Source organism: Methanosarcina barkeri MS, from assembly GCF_000970025.1.
Classification (GTDB): domain Archaea; phylum Halobacteriota; class Methanosarcinia; order Methanosarcinales; family Methanosarcinaceae; genus Methanosarcina; species Methanosarcina barkeri.
In genome coordinates this window covers 137,465-154,326 of sequence record NZ_CP009528.1, presented here as the reverse complement: position 1 = coordinate 154,326, position 16,862 = coordinate 137,465, and the positions used below count along the sequence as shown (strand labels likewise).

18 protein-coding genes and 1 pseudogene are annotated in these 16,862 nt (G+C 39.8%); 7 read left to right on the top strand and 12 right to left on the bottom strand.

The features are described from left to right. Positions 1 to 29 precede the first annotated feature (29 nt). Positions 30 to 185 (top strand): hypothetical protein, encoded by a 156-nt coding sequence (locus MSBRM_RS19855; protein ID WP_155400449.1) that lies wholly within the window; start codon positions 30 to 32, stop codon positions 183 to 185. 304 nt (positions 186 to 489) lie between these two features. Here the strand turns inward: MSBRM_RS19855 and MSBRM_RS19850 are convergent, their stop codons facing one another. The 4 genes from MSBRM_RS19850 to MSBRM_RS00750 all read right to left on the bottom strand — a co-directional run bounded on the left by MSBRM_RS19850 (position 490) and on the right by MSBRM_RS00750 (position 4,601). Continuing rightward, complete coding sequence (locus MSBRM_RS19850; protein ID WP_155400448.1) at positions 490 to 657, bottom strand: hypothetical protein; 168 nt, start codon at positions 655 to 657, stop codon at positions 490 to 492. A 246-nt stretch (positions 658 to 903) separates the two neighbouring features. After that, positions 904 to 1,926 (bottom strand): AAA family ATPase, encoded by a 1,023-nt coding sequence (locus MSBRM_RS00760; protein WP_048154058.1) that lies wholly within the window; start codon positions 1,924 to 1,926, stop codon positions 904 to 906. 69 nt (positions 1,927 to 1,995) lie between these two features. Further along, entirely contained in the window at positions 1,996 to 3,696 is a 1,701-nt protein-coding gene (locus MSBRM_RS00755) for a preprotein translocase subunit SecD (RefSeq protein WP_048154055.1), read from the bottom strand. Continuing rightward, complete coding sequence (locus MSBRM_RS00750) at positions 3,693 to 4,601, bottom strand: protein translocase subunit SecF (protein ID WP_048120650.1); 909 nt, start codon at positions 4,599 to 4,601, stop codon at positions 3,693 to 3,695. Before MSBRM_RS00750 ends, MSBRM_RS00755 begins: the two co-directional genes overlap by 4 nt. A gap of 411 nt (positions 4,602 to 5,012) precedes the next feature. Here MSBRM_RS00750 and MSBRM_RS00745 point away from each other — a divergent pair, with 411 nt between their 5' ends. Then, positions 5,013 to 5,492 (top strand): deoxycytidylate deaminase, encoded by a 480-nt coding sequence (locus MSBRM_RS00745; protein WP_048120651.1) that lies wholly within the window; start codon positions 5,013 to 5,015, stop codon positions 5,490 to 5,492. Between the two features lie 150 nt (positions 5,493 to 5,642). On the opposite strand, the pseudogene MSBRM_RS19025 reads toward MSBRM_RS00745, so the two are convergent. Together MSBRM_RS19025 and MSBRM_RS00740 are read right to left on the bottom strand one after the other, a co-directional pair. Then, positions 5,643 to 6,123, bottom strand: a pseudogene (locus tag MSBRM_RS19025) (RNA-guided endonuclease TnpB family protein); the annotation flags it as partial. A 361-nt stretch (positions 6,124 to 6,484) separates the two neighbouring features. Further along, entirely contained in the window at positions 6,485 to 7,264 is a 780-nt protein-coding gene (locus tag MSBRM_RS00740) for a coenzyme F420-0:L-glutamate ligase (RefSeq protein ID WP_048120652.1), read from the bottom strand. 52 nt (positions 7,265 to 7,316) lie between these two features. Between MSBRM_RS00740 and MSBRM_RS20705 the strand changes: the two genes are divergently transcribed. The 3 genes from MSBRM_RS20705 (at position 7,317) to MSBRM_RS00730 (ending at position 9,548) form a co-directional block, all read left to right on the top strand. After that, on the top strand, positions 7,317 to 7,469 hold the full coding sequence (locus tag MSBRM_RS20705) for a hypothetical protein (RefSeq protein ID WP_155396513.1): 153 nt from the start codon (positions 7,317 to 7,319) through the stop codon (positions 7,467 to 7,469). 295 nt (positions 7,470 to 7,764) lie between these two features. Next, positions 7,765 to 8,133, top strand: a complete 369-nt coding sequence (locus tag MSBRM_RS00735; RefSeq protein WP_230668986.1) for a hypothetical protein — start codon at positions 7,765 to 7,767, stop codon at positions 8,131 to 8,133. 419 nt (positions 8,134 to 8,552) lie between these two features. After that, the gene (locus MSBRM_RS00730; RefSeq protein WP_048120655.1) at positions 8,553 to 9,548 is read left to right on the top strand and encodes a cation diffusion facilitator family transporter; all 996 of its coding nucleotides are present in this window, start codon (positions 8,553 to 8,555) and stop codon (positions 9,546 to 9,548) included. A 137-nt stretch (positions 9,549 to 9,685) separates the two neighbouring features. On the opposite strand, the gene MSBRM_RS00725 is transcribed toward MSBRM_RS00730, so the two are convergent. Next, positions 9,686 to 10,147, bottom strand: a complete 462-nt coding sequence (locus MSBRM_RS00725; protein WP_048120657.1) for an Hsp20/alpha crystallin family protein — start codon at positions 10,145 to 10,147, stop codon at positions 9,686 to 9,688. A 225-nt stretch (positions 10,148 to 10,372) separates the two neighbouring features. Next, entirely contained in the window at positions 10,373 to 11,569 is a 1,197-nt protein-coding gene (locus MSBRM_RS00720; protein WP_048120661.1) for a cofactor-independent phosphoglycerate mutase, read from the bottom strand. Between the two features lie 400 nt (positions 11,570 to 11,969). Here MSBRM_RS00720 and MSBRM_RS00715 point away from each other — a divergent pair, with 400 nt between their 5' ends. After that, entirely contained in the window at positions 11,970 to 13,388 is a 1,419-nt protein-coding gene (locus MSBRM_RS00715; protein WP_048120662.1) for an aspartate kinase, read from the top strand. Positions 13,389 to 13,410: 22 nt separating this feature from the next. Beyond that, entirely contained in the window at positions 13,411 to 14,412 is a 1,002-nt protein-coding gene (gene purM / locus MSBRM_RS00710) for a phosphoribosylformylglycinamidine cyclo-ligase (RefSeq protein ID WP_048123349.1), read from the top strand. A gap of 549 nt (positions 14,413 to 14,961) precedes the next feature. On the opposite strand, the gene MSBRM_RS00705 is transcribed toward purM, so the two are convergent. The 4 genes from MSBRM_RS00705 to MSBRM_RS00685 form a co-directional block, all read right to left on the bottom strand. Beyond that, on the bottom strand, positions 14,962 to 15,261 hold the full coding sequence (locus MSBRM_RS00705; protein ID WP_048120663.1) for a hypothetical protein: 300 nt from the start codon (positions 15,259 to 15,261) through the stop codon (positions 14,962 to 14,964). A gap of 1 nt (position 15,262) precedes the next feature. Then, entirely contained in the window at positions 15,263 to 15,571 is a 309-nt protein-coding gene (locus MSBRM_RS00700) for a DUF2089 family protein (protein WP_048120670.1), read from the bottom strand. A gap of 446 nt (positions 15,572 to 16,017) precedes the next feature. Further along, entirely contained in the window at positions 16,018 to 16,392 is a 375-nt protein-coding gene (locus MSBRM_RS00690; protein ID WP_048120674.1) for a DUF1894 domain-containing protein, read from the bottom strand. Next, positions 16,389 to 16,847, bottom strand: coding sequence for a DUF1890 domain-containing protein (locus MSBRM_RS00685; RefSeq protein ID WP_048154052.1), 459 nt, complete (start codon positions 16,845 to 16,847; stop codon positions 16,389 to 16,391). The genes MSBRM_RS00690 and MSBRM_RS00685 overlap by 4 nt, the downstream gene beginning before the upstream one ends. Positions 16,848 to 16,862: the final 15 nt, after the last annotated feature.

Below are 16,862 nucleotides of genomic sequence, written 5' to 3'. Positions count from 1 at the left end.
TCTTCAGGGAGTAATGGAGGGATTTATTTGTGGATTTATTTGTGGATTTTCGAAAAGGCCCGATCTGGCATACACCCAAGGAATTCCAGGCTCTGAACCATCTTCAGGAAGTACAGCACATCACTCTGGATGTCCTGAACTCCAAGGTTCATATCTCGTTTAAAAAATGTAACGGAGCCCCTTAACTCCTTAGAAGCTTGAGATTCTGGCCTATCTACAATAAAAAATAAAAGCTAATTGTATATATAATTTACTATGATAATTTTGATTTAATGGTTAAAATATAAATAGTTTTTTATTATTGAATAACTCTAGAGAGAAGCATATATATAGTATTTTAAAAAGAGGGAAGGGAAGTAGAGATAAAAACAGAATCGGAACCCACAAAATTTGGAAATAACACTATTATTTTTTATCTGATTAGCTTGTCGAATGCAAAAGCCATATGCCATTCGGAGATACCGTAAAAAATACCAATATTTGCCGATTTTAATTTTTATATGCATCTTGTAATTTAATCGAAACCATTCCTGCAAGATTTCCTAAAAAAAATCCCATCCAATAGGTTACTTCAGAAAAACCCATTTTTGCATTTGCTTCAAAACCCTTTAATTGCCAAGATACAACTAAAGCTACAATCCAAAGAAGAATAAACATTAGTTTCCAGATATTCTTATTCGTTAGACCACCCTTAAAGTTAAGATCGAATACATACTAAAATATGCAATTTGATCTTTGTAGTTATTTGTATTGTTTATATAAACAACTCAATTACTTATACAAATTATACGTGTGTGATCCCATTTTCACAGGCTCTCACAGACATATAAGAAATAAAAAGAAGGCAGTAAAAAGGCAGTAAAAAGGAAGCGAAAGAAGACAGAAGGAAAACGACTCTAAAAATTAGGAAAGAGAAGAGATCAGTTTCTCAAGCTGAATTCTCTCATTGGCAGCATCCTTAAGATGAGCATCGACTTCGGAAATTTTCACAATAATCCGAGCAATGTCTGTATCCGTTTCTCCCGAATCTGCGAGAGCTTCGGAAAGCCCTTCAAGAATCTCGACTCCTAAAAGCCCTTTCTCAACTATCATCTCATCAAGGAGCTTCCGTCCTCTGGAAAAATCTCCAGCAAGAGCCGCAGAAAGTAAATTGTCAATATTTTCATCCCTGCCCAGAGTAACCTCATACACCATTTCTTCAGTAATGACCGAATCGTGTGCAACTAAAGAAGCAAGCTGTAGAGTCTGAACTGCCTTTGCAACATTTCCCTTCGCAGAATAAAGGATTGCATCAAATGCGCCTTCCGAAAGCTGCAACTTTTCAGCACGGCCGATTTTCTCAAGATGGGTTCTCAGAACCGAATCCGGAACATATGTGAAAAAAATTTGAAGGCCTCTTGAGCGAAGCGGAGCAATAAGTTTAGAAGGTTTGGTAGTGGAAAGAATAAACCTGCATGTTGCACTGTACTTTTCCATAATTCGCCTTAGAGCATGCTGTGCGTCAGAATTAAGGGACTCAGCATTGTCAATGTAGATTAACTTGTAATCGGCATCAAGCGAAGCCATTCCAGCATATTCATTGATAATTTCCTTGAAAATATCGATTACACTTTTATAGATTTTCTTTGGGTCATCGGTGCCCAGAAAACGCACGAAACGCTTGTCTCGGACGAGATAGCGCTTTCCCTGGTCAAAAAAATCAGAAGCATTGAAGTATGCAAAATTGTTTTTCCAGGTACGTCCATAGAGCTGTCTGGCAAGAGCAAGAGCTGCTGTCGTTTTTCCGGAATTTTCAGGGCCGTAGAAAATAAGATGGGGAAGGATCCCGGACTGGGCAAGTTCGGAAAGCGTGGCTACAGCATGCTCGTTTCCAAGCATTTCCTTCAGAGTACCTGCCCTGTATTTTAAAGTCCAGAGATCCTGCATACATTCCACCTTAATTTTTGACTCCTAGATACCAATCAACCTCAAAGAACTTTACTTTTCGCTCAATACTTACTCAGTTATACTTGCGGTTCCGTTTTCATCTACGTGCAGAAATTCCTTGATTACTATACCATAAACCGGCCTTGCGATAATCACACCAATTAAGACACCAATGATGGTAGTAATTGCAAAGCCCTTCAAAGTACCAAAGCCCATTACGACCAGAGGGGACAGGGCAATTATGTTTGCAGTGGCTGCCCCTAAAATGATTGTAAAAGCCTTTGTTATCCTGGACTTAAAGACCCTCGTTGGAGGGAGTTTGCCTTCAGCAAGCACCTCGTCTGTGATGATCACAAGGTGGTCAATCCCAGTACCTATGGAAGCTATAACACCTGCAATTGACGCCAGGTCAAGCTGCCATCCTATCAGTGCTGCAACTCCGAGGATCATGATAACTTCACTGGTAGAAGTTCCGACCATAGGTATCAGGATTTCAGACCTTCTGTACTTGAAGTAAACCACGGCTGCCACCCCAATAAGGGAAATCAAACCGATAATCAGAGCTGCACTTTTGAACTGCGCTCCGAGACCTGCATCCACATGTCCAGAACCTACAAGTTCTACATTGACAGGAAGAGCCCCTGCTCGAAGGTGAACCTGAAGTGCTTTAGCTTCGGTTTTTGCAGCATCATCTGTACCCGTGGAAGCTTCCCAGGAATATATAGGGGCATCTCGCAGTTTTTCAGCTGCAGACTGACTCAAAGGAGCTCCATAGATTTCAACTCCATCAAGGTACATCTTCAAGTAATGGGAATCCGGATCATCAATTGCTCCGGTTTCGAGTGCAACTTTCTGGAGTGTCCGAGCCCCATCATCATCCAGGGTGAAAGGAGTATGCCACTGTTCATCATGGAAGCTTGGAACTCCCACACTTACAATTGAATCGCCGTAAAGGACATGTTCGGTTTCATTTCCAGTTGTCTGAATCCGGATCTCAAACTTTCCAGGTTTTTCAGCTATTTCCTTGGCAGTTGCCAGGTCAATGCCTGCAAAATCAATAAGGATGTATTTGTCCCCTACGGTTCTTACAGGAATATCTTTGATACCCAGAGAGTTCAGCTTATCACTGAGGATCTCCTTTGTCAGGTCTCTGGTATCGGTGCTTACTCCTTCTTCGTAAGTTGAAGTCCCATCTTCGTTCTTGTGGATCGAACCTCCAACCTTTTCCAGCAGAGACTCAAGCTTTTGTTCGGTGACTGCAGTCCTGATTTCGTAGACAGTTCCGTCCTCAGTACTCTTGGCAAGTACTTCTGCATCAAGGGCTTTTGATAGGTAAGACTGGATGAGACTCTCCTTACTGGTATCAGAGATAGTTACCTGAGTTGTGCTTCCACTCAGCTTGTCCACGCTTACCGTGCCAAGATACTCAAGCTGAGATGCACTGACAGTCCCAGATGTTGTAAAGGTGACAGATTTATTGGCAGAGCCGCCGACATCAAGGTCATTTTTCGTGATCTCGACAGGGGCTCCAATTATAGGCTCTACAATTCCGCTAACTAATTTTCCGGAATCTACATCTACCTGGACAAGTGCTCCTTCCAGTTGTATCTGGAGCCAGGACCCACCTTCCAGATCAAGTCCAAAATTAAGATTGGAAGTTGTCCCTTTTCCGGGGGTATAGCCTGGGTGAATGGCCACTATAGAGCCAAGAAGGATTATAATAAAGATAATGACTCTTGGATTTTTAAGAAGGCTTTTTTTGTCGCTCATCTGTTATACCTCCCTCTGAATTCGGGTTTCATCGCATACCATCGTAAGATTCCCGTATTCAGGAGCCAGGTATTCATCATGTCTGCAATAAGTCCCGCAATCAGCACAATTGAGATCTGCGAAAGCAGAGAAATCTGTGTGAATGAAGGAATGACCACATAGGAGAAAGTCGAGACTATGTACATGGATGCAAGCGCTGCAAGGGTTGTAGTAGTCATGGTGATACCTGTATGCATAGCCTTGGAAACTTTCTCTTCTACTATGCCCCGGCGTTTAAGTACTCTGTTTGTGAGCAGGATATCACTGTCTACAGAATAACCGATAAGCATAAGCAGAGCCGCAAGTGTTCCCAGGGAAAGTTCAATCCCTGCAACCCTCATGAAAGCAGCTGCAATGACGATATCTGAAAATGCAGAAAGTATCACTGCAAGGGAAGGAACAAAGGTCCTGAAGAGCAGGAATACCACAATTCCCATTCCTATAAAGGAAATAACTAGGGCCTCCAGAGCCTGTACCTGCAGAGTCTTGCCGTAAATCGGCCCAACTTGCTGAATCTGCACATTGGAATAGTTGTGACTCGTAATATCCGTTTCAAGCTGACGCTGCTGCTCATCATCCATGATTCCAAACTGCATGATAACCCTGCTTCCGGTCTGCCGGACATTAGTGATGGGGTAAGACGAATACGTTTTTTCAAGTACAGCAGGGGAATCAGTCGTTTCTATCGAAATCTGAGTGCCGCCCTGGAAATCCATTCCCAGTTTTACCGGCGATCCGCTACTCACAAGAGAAACTAGCAGTATTACCAAAGAAACTGCGAGTATCGCAAGGGGGAGGGCCAGCAACTGGCGGTTGTCGTGATTTTTCACGAAGTTATCTAAAATTTCGGCCAAACCTGTTGCCATAATTTAATACTCCGGATGCGTGTATCTATTTATTTTATTGAACCTATCCGAACAGCTCATTACATCCAGATATATAATCCTGATGTATAATTCAGAACACGAAGTTTATAATCAGGTTTATTGAGAATATTGAATTTACTCTGCTACTCGGGTTCAGGTGATGGGGGATAACGTTCTGGATGTTTTAATATTGTAAATAAGTGTAGATTATAAACAAGTATATTAGAAACAAATTAGTGTTATAAATAAGTTAATTTGTTTTAACTCTGTATTCTCACAGATTATATTAATTCTTCCCCTAGCAATTCTTCTCTATATACCGTTAATTTATTCCACTTAAAATTAACTCTTAAAAATGGTACAGGCTTTAACGTCACAGCTATATATACCAGTTACTGTTCATTAAAAATAATGACAGAAAGACCTTCACTTGATGAGTATTTCCTCGAAATCGCCTTCGTGGTAGGCAAACGGGCTACCTGCCTTCGAAAGAACGTAGGAGCTGTGATCGTTAAGGATAAACGCATTCTCTCAACCGGATATAATGGAGCACCTAGCGGCATGGAACACTGTCTTGAAATCGGATGTATCAGGGATCTGGAAAAGATTCCTTCAGGTACAAGACAGGAAAAGTGCAGGGCAGTGCACGCAGAACAGAATGCAATTATCCAGGCCGCAATTCATGGCGTAAGCATAGCAGGAGCAACCATTTACTGTACACACCAGCCCTGTATCCTTTGCGCGAAAATGCTTATAAACGCGAATATCAAAAGAGTGGTATACGCAACTTTCTATCCAGATAATGATTCACTTGAGTTTTTCAGGGACGCGGGTGTGGAAGTGGAATATATACCTTTTGAGTTAAAAAGCGAGACTTCAAGCGGAAACTGAACTTACAGAATATAAACTACTTCTCCCTTAATTCTTCACTTTTTGGCTCAGGTTCCAGGGAGGAACTTCCTGATTTATTCCTTTCTCTTTTGAAAACAAGCCCCCAAGTCCTTCCCCGCGTTCCGCAGGTACCAGATAACTATAAGAGTGTCAAATAACTATAAGATTTTGATCTTGAAGTGAGAATTTTTTGAAATTGATGCAGCATTAATGTCCCTATAATATTTTGTGTTGCAATCAGAGCAAATCCATTTTCTATCCTTCAATGCCAAATCTGAATTATAATACCCGCAAACACTATAAAGTTTAGAAGAGAGTTCAAACTACCCGATTCTCAGGATAGGTTTACCGAACCATTCTGCTTTGTAGTCTAACTTTGTAACAAAACTGCTCCATGCAGAATCACTTATAGACTGAGCTAAACAATTATTTTTTTGCATCCCTTTAACATCAGAGTTTCCAGAGCAATAGCTTGGTTCTCACTAATAAGTTTAGAAGAGAGGTTGTGCTGGGAATCATTCTTCTGATTGCTGATTTTTTCAGGGAGTTTTGAAAGTTGCAGCTTTACTTTCTCTCGATTTATAGATCCTTTTACGTTTTAACGTACTCTTTTTTGCAGGACTTTCAACCGGATTGAACAGGCTTTTTCTTGGACTTGAATCTGGGAAATCCAGTTTTTTCTCTGAAAAACCTGGTAAATTTGGATCTCACGCTTACTAAGCATGCCAGCAAAGCTTGAGAATTAGCTTATTTCAACTATTCATTAGCAGGTTTTACTTCATGGATTAAAATTCGTTGTAAGAGTAATAGTCTTTAAAAAAATAGATAAGATTTATTAAAAAATAGTTGATGTTGACAGCTTTCATCTCCCACCTGCCATTTTCCGGCTTTTGCCGGAAATTATCGAGGAAGGAGACTTCATGCCTTAGAGTTAAAATCAAAGTTCGAGATATTACTTTGCCCAATATCTAAGATCTGAAGCTTTAACTTCCTTAATTCAATTTTTTATTCAACTTTTTTTGAAGGCAGCGAAGCCCTTTTTTAATAACATCCATTTCTTCGGGACGATACATTTCCTTTATAAAGGTCTTTTCTCCACAGTAGTAATCAAAACCACGAATTACAACTACGGGAGTTCCACCTGCCCCTTCGCCCATCAGAAGGTTTGCGGCACCTGCAAGTTCATCGGCAACTGCTTCCTCTGTAACCTCAAGGACTTTTCCAAAGAGATCTTTTTCTCCAATCCAATGCTTTACAGGTTTTATCTTGTAAATTCCTATGGCAGCACCAGTCTGTCCTATTTTAAAAGCTCTCCCATTTGTGTCTGTGACAATAACACTTAACTTTTTCCCGCTCAACTTTTCGAGCTCCTGCCCGAGCCTTGAAGCACTGGCATCCGGATTTACAGGAGGATAGAGCAAAAATCCATCTTCAATATTTGACTCATCTACTCCTGCGTTTACGCAGGTATGCCCTGCGAGAGTTGTCACAAGCATAAAAGGTTTTTCCACAAGCACCTCCCTGCTCCGGGAAAGTACAGCCTGGATAAACCTCGCATCTTTTCCGTTTCGGGATGCCATCTCAAGTGCTATTTTCCCTGGGGTAATGTCCTCTAGCCTGAAGATCTCCCCTTCAGCTTTAGCAACGACAGTCGAGGCAACGATAACAATGTCCCTGTCCTGAAGTTCCAGATTCTTACAAATGATCGAGGGCAGGTTATCCCCAGTATGTATAAGGGGAATATTCTCAACGGCTATGGCTTCGAATTTCAAGTGTTTTCCTCGGAAGACTTTGAGTTAATAAGAGCAACTGAATATTGTTCAGTTGGATACAGGAAATAAAAGAAATAATCCATTAAATCAACAATTTGCAGCAGTAAAGGCAGTAACCATAAATAAGACCACCGATATACTGGATCTTGCGGCGATGATGAAAGTTACCCCAACTGAGCAAAAGATGATGAGAATAATTTCCTGATGCCGCGCTTTCACTTATTTTTTCGATAGGACTTATTTCTTCAGTTTACATTACTTTCAGTTTAATTGCCAGTTTACACCATTTCTCAACTAATTATTTTCTAAATTTACCTGTTTTCTCAATATATATCTTAAACTAACCGATCCTCCTAAGATATTATATATTTCAATTGACCTTATTTTCAGTCCTATTTTACTGCGGCACTTTTCTCCCGAGCAGAGTTAAGAACTATTAAGATCCTTTATCTGCTTGAAAACCAAATTTCATATAGGTGTTAAACACGAGCCAGTATGAATTGAACGAAATTATAGAGAAAATAAAGAATAAAGTCCCTTTTGAGTTAAAAAACAAAAAACGAAGCCGAATATGGAGTTTAAGAGTTATCGTAAGTAAGCTGTACTACTCCCTGGACTATGAGAACGAACCTCAAGCTACCCGGCAAAAAGTAACTCAGCTTCTTCTTTATCATGGGCAGTTTAGCAAAGAAGAAATAGATAATACCTTTCAAGCAGCAGCAAGTGAAACTACGGATTATTCAATAGAATTTCTTAAACAGCACCCTGAAGTTGCACAGACTGCAGCCCTGAAAAGTAAAGAATTTCCTGAGGAAGGAGAAGGAGAAAGAATTAAGGAAATAAAATATAACCTTCCGCGCTACGGTTGAATTGTATATATTTTTCAACACCGCAAGAAAGAGATAAAAGATGTATGGAAGTAGATAGCCAGATTAATAAGTCGATTATAAGTCGATTATAAGTCGGTTATAAGTCGGTAATAAGTCGATTAATAGAGGAACTGAGAAAAGAAAATTACATACGTTAGTTGTGTGAAAAATATTAATGTTTATGGAAATCCCTAGAATTTATTTTAAAAATATTGCTAGTTTTATAATTAATTGTAGATATACTAATTAGATTAATCCCAAAATGTGTACTTATAAAGCTATATAAATTTCTTAATCAATGAAGATAACCTTATATCTATTGATCGCTAATTTTTATGCTCTCGTTTAATGGAATAATAATAAATGTAGAAATATAATATCTCAAATCTATTAAGATAATTAAGAAAATATGAGAAATTATGGAAAGTACTGGAGATACAAACGGAGAAACTCTTTTTAATTATGAAGAGAATGAAAACGCCAGATACTCCCAGGCAGCTCATGTAACAAAAGTTGGGATGACAGTCAACGTTTTGTTGACAGGTTTTAAATTTGTGACCGGTATTGTTGGAAATAGTTCGGCAATGATTGCTGACGCAGTTCATTCTTTGTCCGACTTCATGACTGACATCGCAGTAATAATAGGTTTAAAGATCTCCAAGAAACCCAGAGACAGCACACACAATTACGGGCATGGAAAAATCGAGACCCTGTCTGCGGCATTTATCGGGCTTGCACTTGCTGTAGTGGCATTTGGAATTTTATGGGGCGGGCTTCAGAAGGTTTTCGCGTTTTTCCAAGGAGAATCACTACCAGCCCCAAATTCGATTGCGCTTATTGCGGCAGTTCTGTCAATTGTATCAAAAGAATGGCTCTATCGTTATACCACAATATATGCCAGGAAGCTTAAGAGCGATGCACTTACTGCAAATGCCTGGCACCACCGTTCGGACGCTTTATCGTCCTTAGGAACCATGATCGGAATAGGAGGTGCCATACTTCTTGGAGGCAAGTGGGTAGTACTCGATCCAATAGCCGCAGTAATATTGAGTTTCTTTATTTTTAAAGTGGCATTTGATATTTCTTACAAAAACCTCAATGAGCTTCTGGAGGCTTCGCTTGATTCGGAAACGTACAGAAATATTGAACGAGTTCTGGATTCTACTGATGGTGTTTTAGGCTTCCATGAGCTAAAAACTCGAAAAATAGGGAATGCCATGGCTGCAGATGTCCATATAGAGGTTGACAGGAATCTGAATATCGTGGACGCACATGAAATATCAACGCAGATAGAAAACAAGCTAAAAGAAATCTGCGGCAGTAATGGTCACTTTTCAATTCATGTCGAACCATGTTCTGATTCCGAGTATCATAAAAAGGGCAGATCCGGAACAGATAATAGAACCAGATCATGAAAATTGAAAATCAGATTCATGGAAAATCTCTTTGTGCTATATCAGAAAAATCAGCAGGAAAAAGTTCAAAAAACAGGCTGCGATTTTCTTTCGCAGTCTGAAATTAAATTTGATGTTGTCTTTTCTCTCGGAAAAACTTACTCAATAGCTATCTTCTTTGCCGGTTCTCCCAGTTGCATTTTCGGCAGCGTTATTGTCAGAACACCATTTTCCATTTTTGCAGTGCTTCCATCTTCCTTAACGCTCGCAGGTAAGCGAACCGCCCTGTAAAATTGTGTATATGCTCTTTCCCGGCGCAGGTATCCTTCTTCCTCAGTCTCTTTTTCCTTCCCAGTCTTTGCACTGATCTCAAGAATGTCTTCTTTAAGGTTAATCTGAACATCCTCTTTATTAATACCAGGCAGGTCGGTAGTGACTACAAGCTTGTCGTCTTCTTCCTTAATATCGATAGCAGGAGTGTATACTTTTCCGCCACCCCATTCTTCCATCGGCATAAAGTCTTCAAACAACTGGTTGAGGCGCTCTTGTGTCCTTCTTATTTCGTCAAAAGGATCCCAGCGTGCAGGTCCCGAAAATGATCTTCTCATAGGCCATCTCATACAAAAAATACCCCCTGAGTTAAAATGATAACACAGATTTTATGTGCTATTCCGAATATATTGAGAAAGGATATATATGTTTTCCTGATTAATTTCACACAAACTTAGTACAAAAAAGAGCCAGAATGATAAAAGAAAAATTTCCGAAAATCCAGAACAGAGGATTTTCTGGAAATCAGGATGCTAAACAAATAAAAGCATCAAATGAAAAACGAGAAAAAGCAGTTATTTAGCCTTCACAAGTATTCCTATGAGATCCGAAGCTTTTACAAGCCCAAGAGAACCTTTTTTAGCCGAATCCTCATCGAAAGCCTCCGCACTATCAGAGTCCGCCTTATCAGTTCTGTAGACTGCAAAAGGAACCGGATCTCTAGCATGAGTTTTTATGGAAATCGGGGTTGGATGATCAGGCAGTACAAGAATTGTAAAAGGCTCGTCTGAAGCTTTAGCATGCTTAAGAATAGGAGACACAATTCGGCTATCGAAATCTTCGACAGCTTTTAACTTTTTGTCAATACTCCCTTCATGTCCGGCTTCATCTGGAGCTTCCACATGGACAAAAACAAGATCCCTGGTTTTCAGGACCTCGATTGCAGCACTGGCTTTTCCTTCATAATTGGTATCCAGATAACCGGTTGCTCCCTGAACTTCAATTACATCCATTCCTGCATAAACTCCAATGCCTTTCAGAAGATCGACTGCCGAAATAACTGCTCCAGTTTTTCCATACAATTCTCGAAATGGCGTAAACTTCGGAGCATATCCCTGGCCCCAGACCCAAATTGAATTTGCAGGATTCTTACCCTCTTCAATTCTTTTCAGGTTAACTGGATGCAGTTCAAGAACGATCATAGATTTTTTGATCAGGTCGGAAAAGAAATCTCCCTCTTTTCCTTCGGGCAGATATTCCTCAATTTTCTTTCCAGTAATATCATGCGGGGGAGTACACTCCGCTTCAGCCCCCAGATTATTTTTGGCGACCAAAAGGTGCCTGTAGCTGATCCCTGGATAAAAGCTCAGTTCTCCATTACCGAGTTCCGCATCAAGGGTTTCGACGAGAATCTTAGCTTCTTCGCTACTGATGTGCCCTGCACTGTAATCTTTTATTCTCCCATGCTCAATAGTCACAAGATTACATCTGAAAGCCACATCATCAGATGCAAGAGCGACACCCATACTGGCAGCCTCCAGAGGAGCCCTACCAGAGTAGTATACTGCTGGATCGTACCCGAGAATAGACATATTTGCGACATCGCTTCCAGCGGGAAGCCCATCAGGTATAGTTTTTGCAAGCCCTATTTTTCCATGGGCTGCAATATAATCCATAGCAGGGGTTTGGGCTGCCTGGAGAATGGTCTTTCCACCCAATTTTTCTATTGGGTAATCAGCCATTCCGTCTCCTATAAGTACAGCATATTTCATTGATTCATCTCTTTCCAACTATCTTAGTCTTTCATCTCGGGAATTAAATATAATATTTTCTACCAGATCCCGATTACTTAGATTTATCGGGTATTTGACAACAGGTTATTCTGCTGATCCGGAGATTAATTTCTAATCCATTTTACACAAACGTTATAATATAGTATCTATATCCTATACAGAACAGGTTCTCAGCATAAAATGTATTAGGTGTCGAAAGAGCCGACATATAGCTTTCTCTACAAAAAACATATTATTGAAAGCAATCTGCAAACCTGCAGGAATTTTGGAGAATTATTAATTCCAATCCAAATAATTAGTGAGGATAACTAAAACTCTTATCAACAGTTTAAGTAAATGGTGCGAGAATAATCAGTTAACGACAAAACGTGATCCGATCATGAAAATTGTAATGAAATTTGGAGGAACTTCCGTTGGGGACGGAAAAAAAATCCGTCATGTTGCCCAGCTTCTGAAGAGGTACCGTGAAGAAGGCAACCAGATCGTGGTAGTAACCTCAGCACTCGGTGGAGTAACCGACGAGCTTCTGGAAAATGCACTCTTTGCCTCAACAAAAGGCAAAGTCGCCCTTGTGAAAGAGTTTAAAACAGAAATTACAAACAAACACCACGAGGCTGTGAAGGATGCCATTGATGACCCCACAGTCGCAAAAGAAGTTATCCAAACACTTGACCTCCGCATTGACGAGCTCGAAAAAGCCCTGGTTGGAATCTGCTATCTTGGTGAGCTTACTTCAAGGTCAATTGACTATATTTGCTCTTACGGAGAACGCCTGGCTGCTCCGATTGTGTCAGGAGCTATCCGTTCCCTTGGAATCGCATCAACTGAATTCACAGGTGGAGAAGCAGGAATTATAACATCATCGGATTACGGAAATGCAAGACCTCTTGAGAAAACTTATGAACTTGTGAATAAGAGGCTTGGATGCAGACTTGAGACACAGATTCTTGTAGTTACGGGATTTATCGGAGAAAACGAGGAAGGAATTATTACCACTCTGGGAAGGAGTGGGTCTGACTTTACAGCTTCCATCCTGGGCGCAGCTTTAAAAGCCGACGAGATCTGGCTCTGGAAAGAAGTAAACGGTATCATGACCACCGATCCGAGAATCGTGCCCGAGGCAAAAACTATCCCGCAAATCTCTTATGCCGAAGCCATGGAACTTTCTTACTTCGGGGCAAATGTACTGCACCCGCGCACGATTGAGCCTGCTATGCGCGAACACATTCCTGTACGTGTCAAGAATACCTTTGAGCCTAAGTTACCTGGCACACTCGTAGTTGCGGAAAAGTTCCAGTGCAAGAATGTAGTAAAAGCCGTAAGCCTAATCAAAAATGTGGCTCTCATAAACATTTCAGGCGCAGAAATGGTAGGAGCGGTCGGGACTGTAGCAAGGCTCTTCGCAGTACTTGCAAAGTCAGGCGTTAATGTTATTATGATCAGCCAGGGCTCGTCCGAATCAAATATCTCTTTCGTGATCAGTGAAGCACATGTGGAAACTGCATTAAAAGCCCTGCACGAAGAGTTCAACCGCGGAATCGTAAAAGAAATCACGTCAGACAAAAATGTCTGCGTAGTTGCAGTCGTGGGTGCAGGTATGGCAGGGACCCCAGGCGTGGCAAAACGGGTCTTCGGAGCACTTGGAAACTCGCTTATTAATATTATCATGATCAGCCAGGGTTCTTCCCAGTACAATATCTCTTTCGTAGTGCGGGAAAACGATGCATTTGCTGCAGTCAAGACCCTGCATGATGAATTCGAATTATATAACGGAAATGAAATTGGAAAACAGCTATAAAGCAGGCAGGGAGGGGCGAAAGATGAGCGAAAAGCACTTAACGTACGCGGATTCAGGCGTAGATATTACAAAGGAAGAAAAAACCGTCAAAACCCTTATCGAAAAATTGAGCTATGTCCGAAAAGGTATAGGAGCTCCCCTTACAGGAATAGGGCATTATGCAGGGCTTCTGGACTTCGGAGAATATGCCCTTGCCCTGACAACTGATGGGGTAGGCTCAAAAGTTCTTATTGCAAACGAAATGCAGCGGTGGAACACGGTAGGTATAGACTGTATCGCAATGAATGTAAATGACCTTCTAGCCATAGGAGCCGAGCCTGTAGCCTTTGTAGATTATCTTGCCCTGGAAAAGCATGAAGAAGGCTTTGCCGCCCAGATTGGAGAAGGGCTGGTAAAGGGCGCGGAAATATCCAGAATGTCCATCGTTGGCGGAGAAACCGCAACCCTGCCAGAGATAATTAAAGGTTTTGACCTTGCAGGTACTTGCCTTGGAATTGTCCGGAAAGACGAGATTGTCGAGGGAGAGAAAGTAAGGGTAGGTGATGTGATTGTAGGTGTCCCAAGCACAGGCGTTCATAGCAACGGCTATACTCTTGTAAGGAAAATCATTGAGGAATCCAAGTACTCTTATCACGACCCCTGTCCCTATGACAATTCAAAAATGATCGGAGATGAGCTCCTAACTCCAACAAGAATTTATATTGAGATTCTTGATGTGCTGAAGGCATGTGAAGTCCATGGACTTGCCCATATAACAGGCAGCGGACTTTTGAAACTGAGAAGAGTAACAAAACTCGGTTTTGATTTTTACGATCCTCTTGAGCCCCAGGATATTTTCAAATTCTTGCAGAAGGAAGGCGGAGTTGAGGATCTTGAAATGTACAGAACCTTCAATATGGGTATGGGTTTTCTTGTTATCTTGCCTGAAAAAGATGCTGCAAAAGCTGCAGAGATTACCGGTGGAAAAATCGTAGGAAAAATTGTAGAAAGCGGGATCAGAGTCAAAGACCTGGTAATAGAGTGAAAATGTATAAGATTCTGTACAAGATATGTACAAGATCTGTACAAGATCCGATTTAGTAATCAATTTAGAGAAAAAACAAAATTTTCTTGGCTCTTTGCTGTTTTGTATGGGTTGAAGATAATTGTTTAGTTAGAAAGTATTCATATCAAATATGAAAACATTAAAATTGAACATTAAAATTGAACATTAAAATTGAACATTAAAATTGAACATTAAAATTGAACATTAAAATTGAACATTAAAATTGAACATTAAAATTGAACATTAAAATTGAACATTAAAATTGAACATTAAAATTGAACATTAAAATTGAACATTAAAATTGAACATTAAAATTGAACATTAAAATTGAACATCAAATTGAACATTAAAATTGAACATCAAATTGAACATCAAAATTGAAGTAGAAAAATATGGTATACAGTAATAGCGAGTCGATAATCGACTTGCAAATATGGTATACAGTAATAGCGAGTCGATAATCGACTTGCAAATATGGTATACAGTAATAGCGAGTCGATAATCGACTTGCTATTGTGTTTATTGCGTTTAATCACTAAGATCATGCACCTGCATCTTTTTCAGTTCGTGTTCCATATCTTCTTTTTTCTTTTTCTTAAAGCGGCTCCTTCCATCTACCCAATCACCTAAAAGCAAAAAAAACAATATGCTGAAAGGTATTATGGCTTCAACGCCTAATCGTGGAGTGCGGATGAAAAAACACCACAAAGCGAAAAGGACTACAAGCAACGGAATAATTCCACCAAGTAGCCAATTTTTGGATTCACTCAGAATATATTGAAATATGAGAATTACTGCTGAAATTAAGGAGCCTAAAAAGATACTCATTTTATTTATCCCTCTTCTCAGAATTATATTTTTCAATGATCAATTTTGCAGTTTCCAGTTCAATTTTGGAATCAACGGCTAAGCCTTTAATAAAAGTTATAAAAGGTTCATCTTGTTTATTTCCACTTAGTTTGATTTTTTGTATTAGTTTATCTAACCGAAGGCGAACGGTAGGATAAGAAACATCGTATATTTTTGCGACTTCTTTCAGAGATCCGGAACTCAAAATAAAATTTTTAATGAACGAGATATCCTCCAATTCCAAATCAAGAATCCATCTCGGTATTTTATCTATATTTAATTTAACCACCTTTTCATATTAATTTTAACATTATTCAATATAACTTTAATATTGTTAAAGTTTTCGGGTTTCGTTGCGAAAAAAATATGAAAGGAATTCATTGAAAGAAGTAAAAGTTTAGGAGCATATGTTATGTCCGTAAATTCCTTTAAATGAAAGCATAATGAAGGAGAAATTAATGGCTCTTCGATATTTTGTGTGAATTTAAATAAATTGCTGAGTTCAAGTAGCCAAGTCAAAAAGAGAAACATTAAGTTTGAATTTGATTTTCAACAACAAGTATTCCTATGTTTTAGATATATTACTTTAATACTAAGAGCCGAATGGAAGTTACCCACTCGAAACAGCGAAGAGCCATTTTTTAGCTCTTCTCTTATTCAGTGTTAAAATAATCTCCAAAATATTATCATGCTAAATAGTATCATGCTAAATAGTATCATGCTAAATTTTAGATTTTATTTTTTCCACATGTCCTCATAGCTAGTTAAAGGTGCCCTAGAACTTTTAGCAGGTTTACTTTTCTTCGCTGAAGTCGTTGCCTTTTTTTCTCCCGTCTCCCTGAGCCGATTAATCTCTTTTATGCTGTCCTCATTGTCTATGCTCAGGACAAAGCTTCCATGGCAGGGCTTTGTATATGGGAAAATGAGAGCATTGCCTTTTGCCCCCATTGCAATGGGTGGTATTCCTATTATATAGTAATTTTTGAAGATTTTATATCCAGGAGATACGTAGTAAACTTCGTCCGAATTTTTTTCAATATACTCTCTTGCCTCCTTGAAGCTTATCCTTTGCAAATGGATTGTATACTTCATTTGCTCAATACAGCTCATATAACGATCTCCCCCATCACCTTATCCAGCTTGTTTTTGAGACGAACAGGATTGTGAACATCCTGTGCGACAATCTTTTCACAATCGAACTCTATAGTTTCAGCCAGAGCCTCAGCGTTCCTGCCAAAGACTACAGAATACATTCTGGCCTGAGAAATGGAGCTCATAGTCGTTGCATAAGTCATTCCGGCATCGTTATGCATAAAGGCGAAGCACATATCGAAATCCGTTATTTTTTCAATAATATCTACTATGGTTTTGTCAAGATCTACCAGCTTTTTTACATAATAACCGTCGGAATCGGAAACTTTCAAAAGCTTGCTTGCGGCAGTTGTCCCGGCAACGGTTACATCAAATCCCAGCTTGGTAAGCTTATGGGAAAGATATAATACAATACTGGTTTGAATCGGAACCTCTGGACATCCCATCATGAGGAGCACTTTTGCGCCGGTCATAACATTTCATCTCTT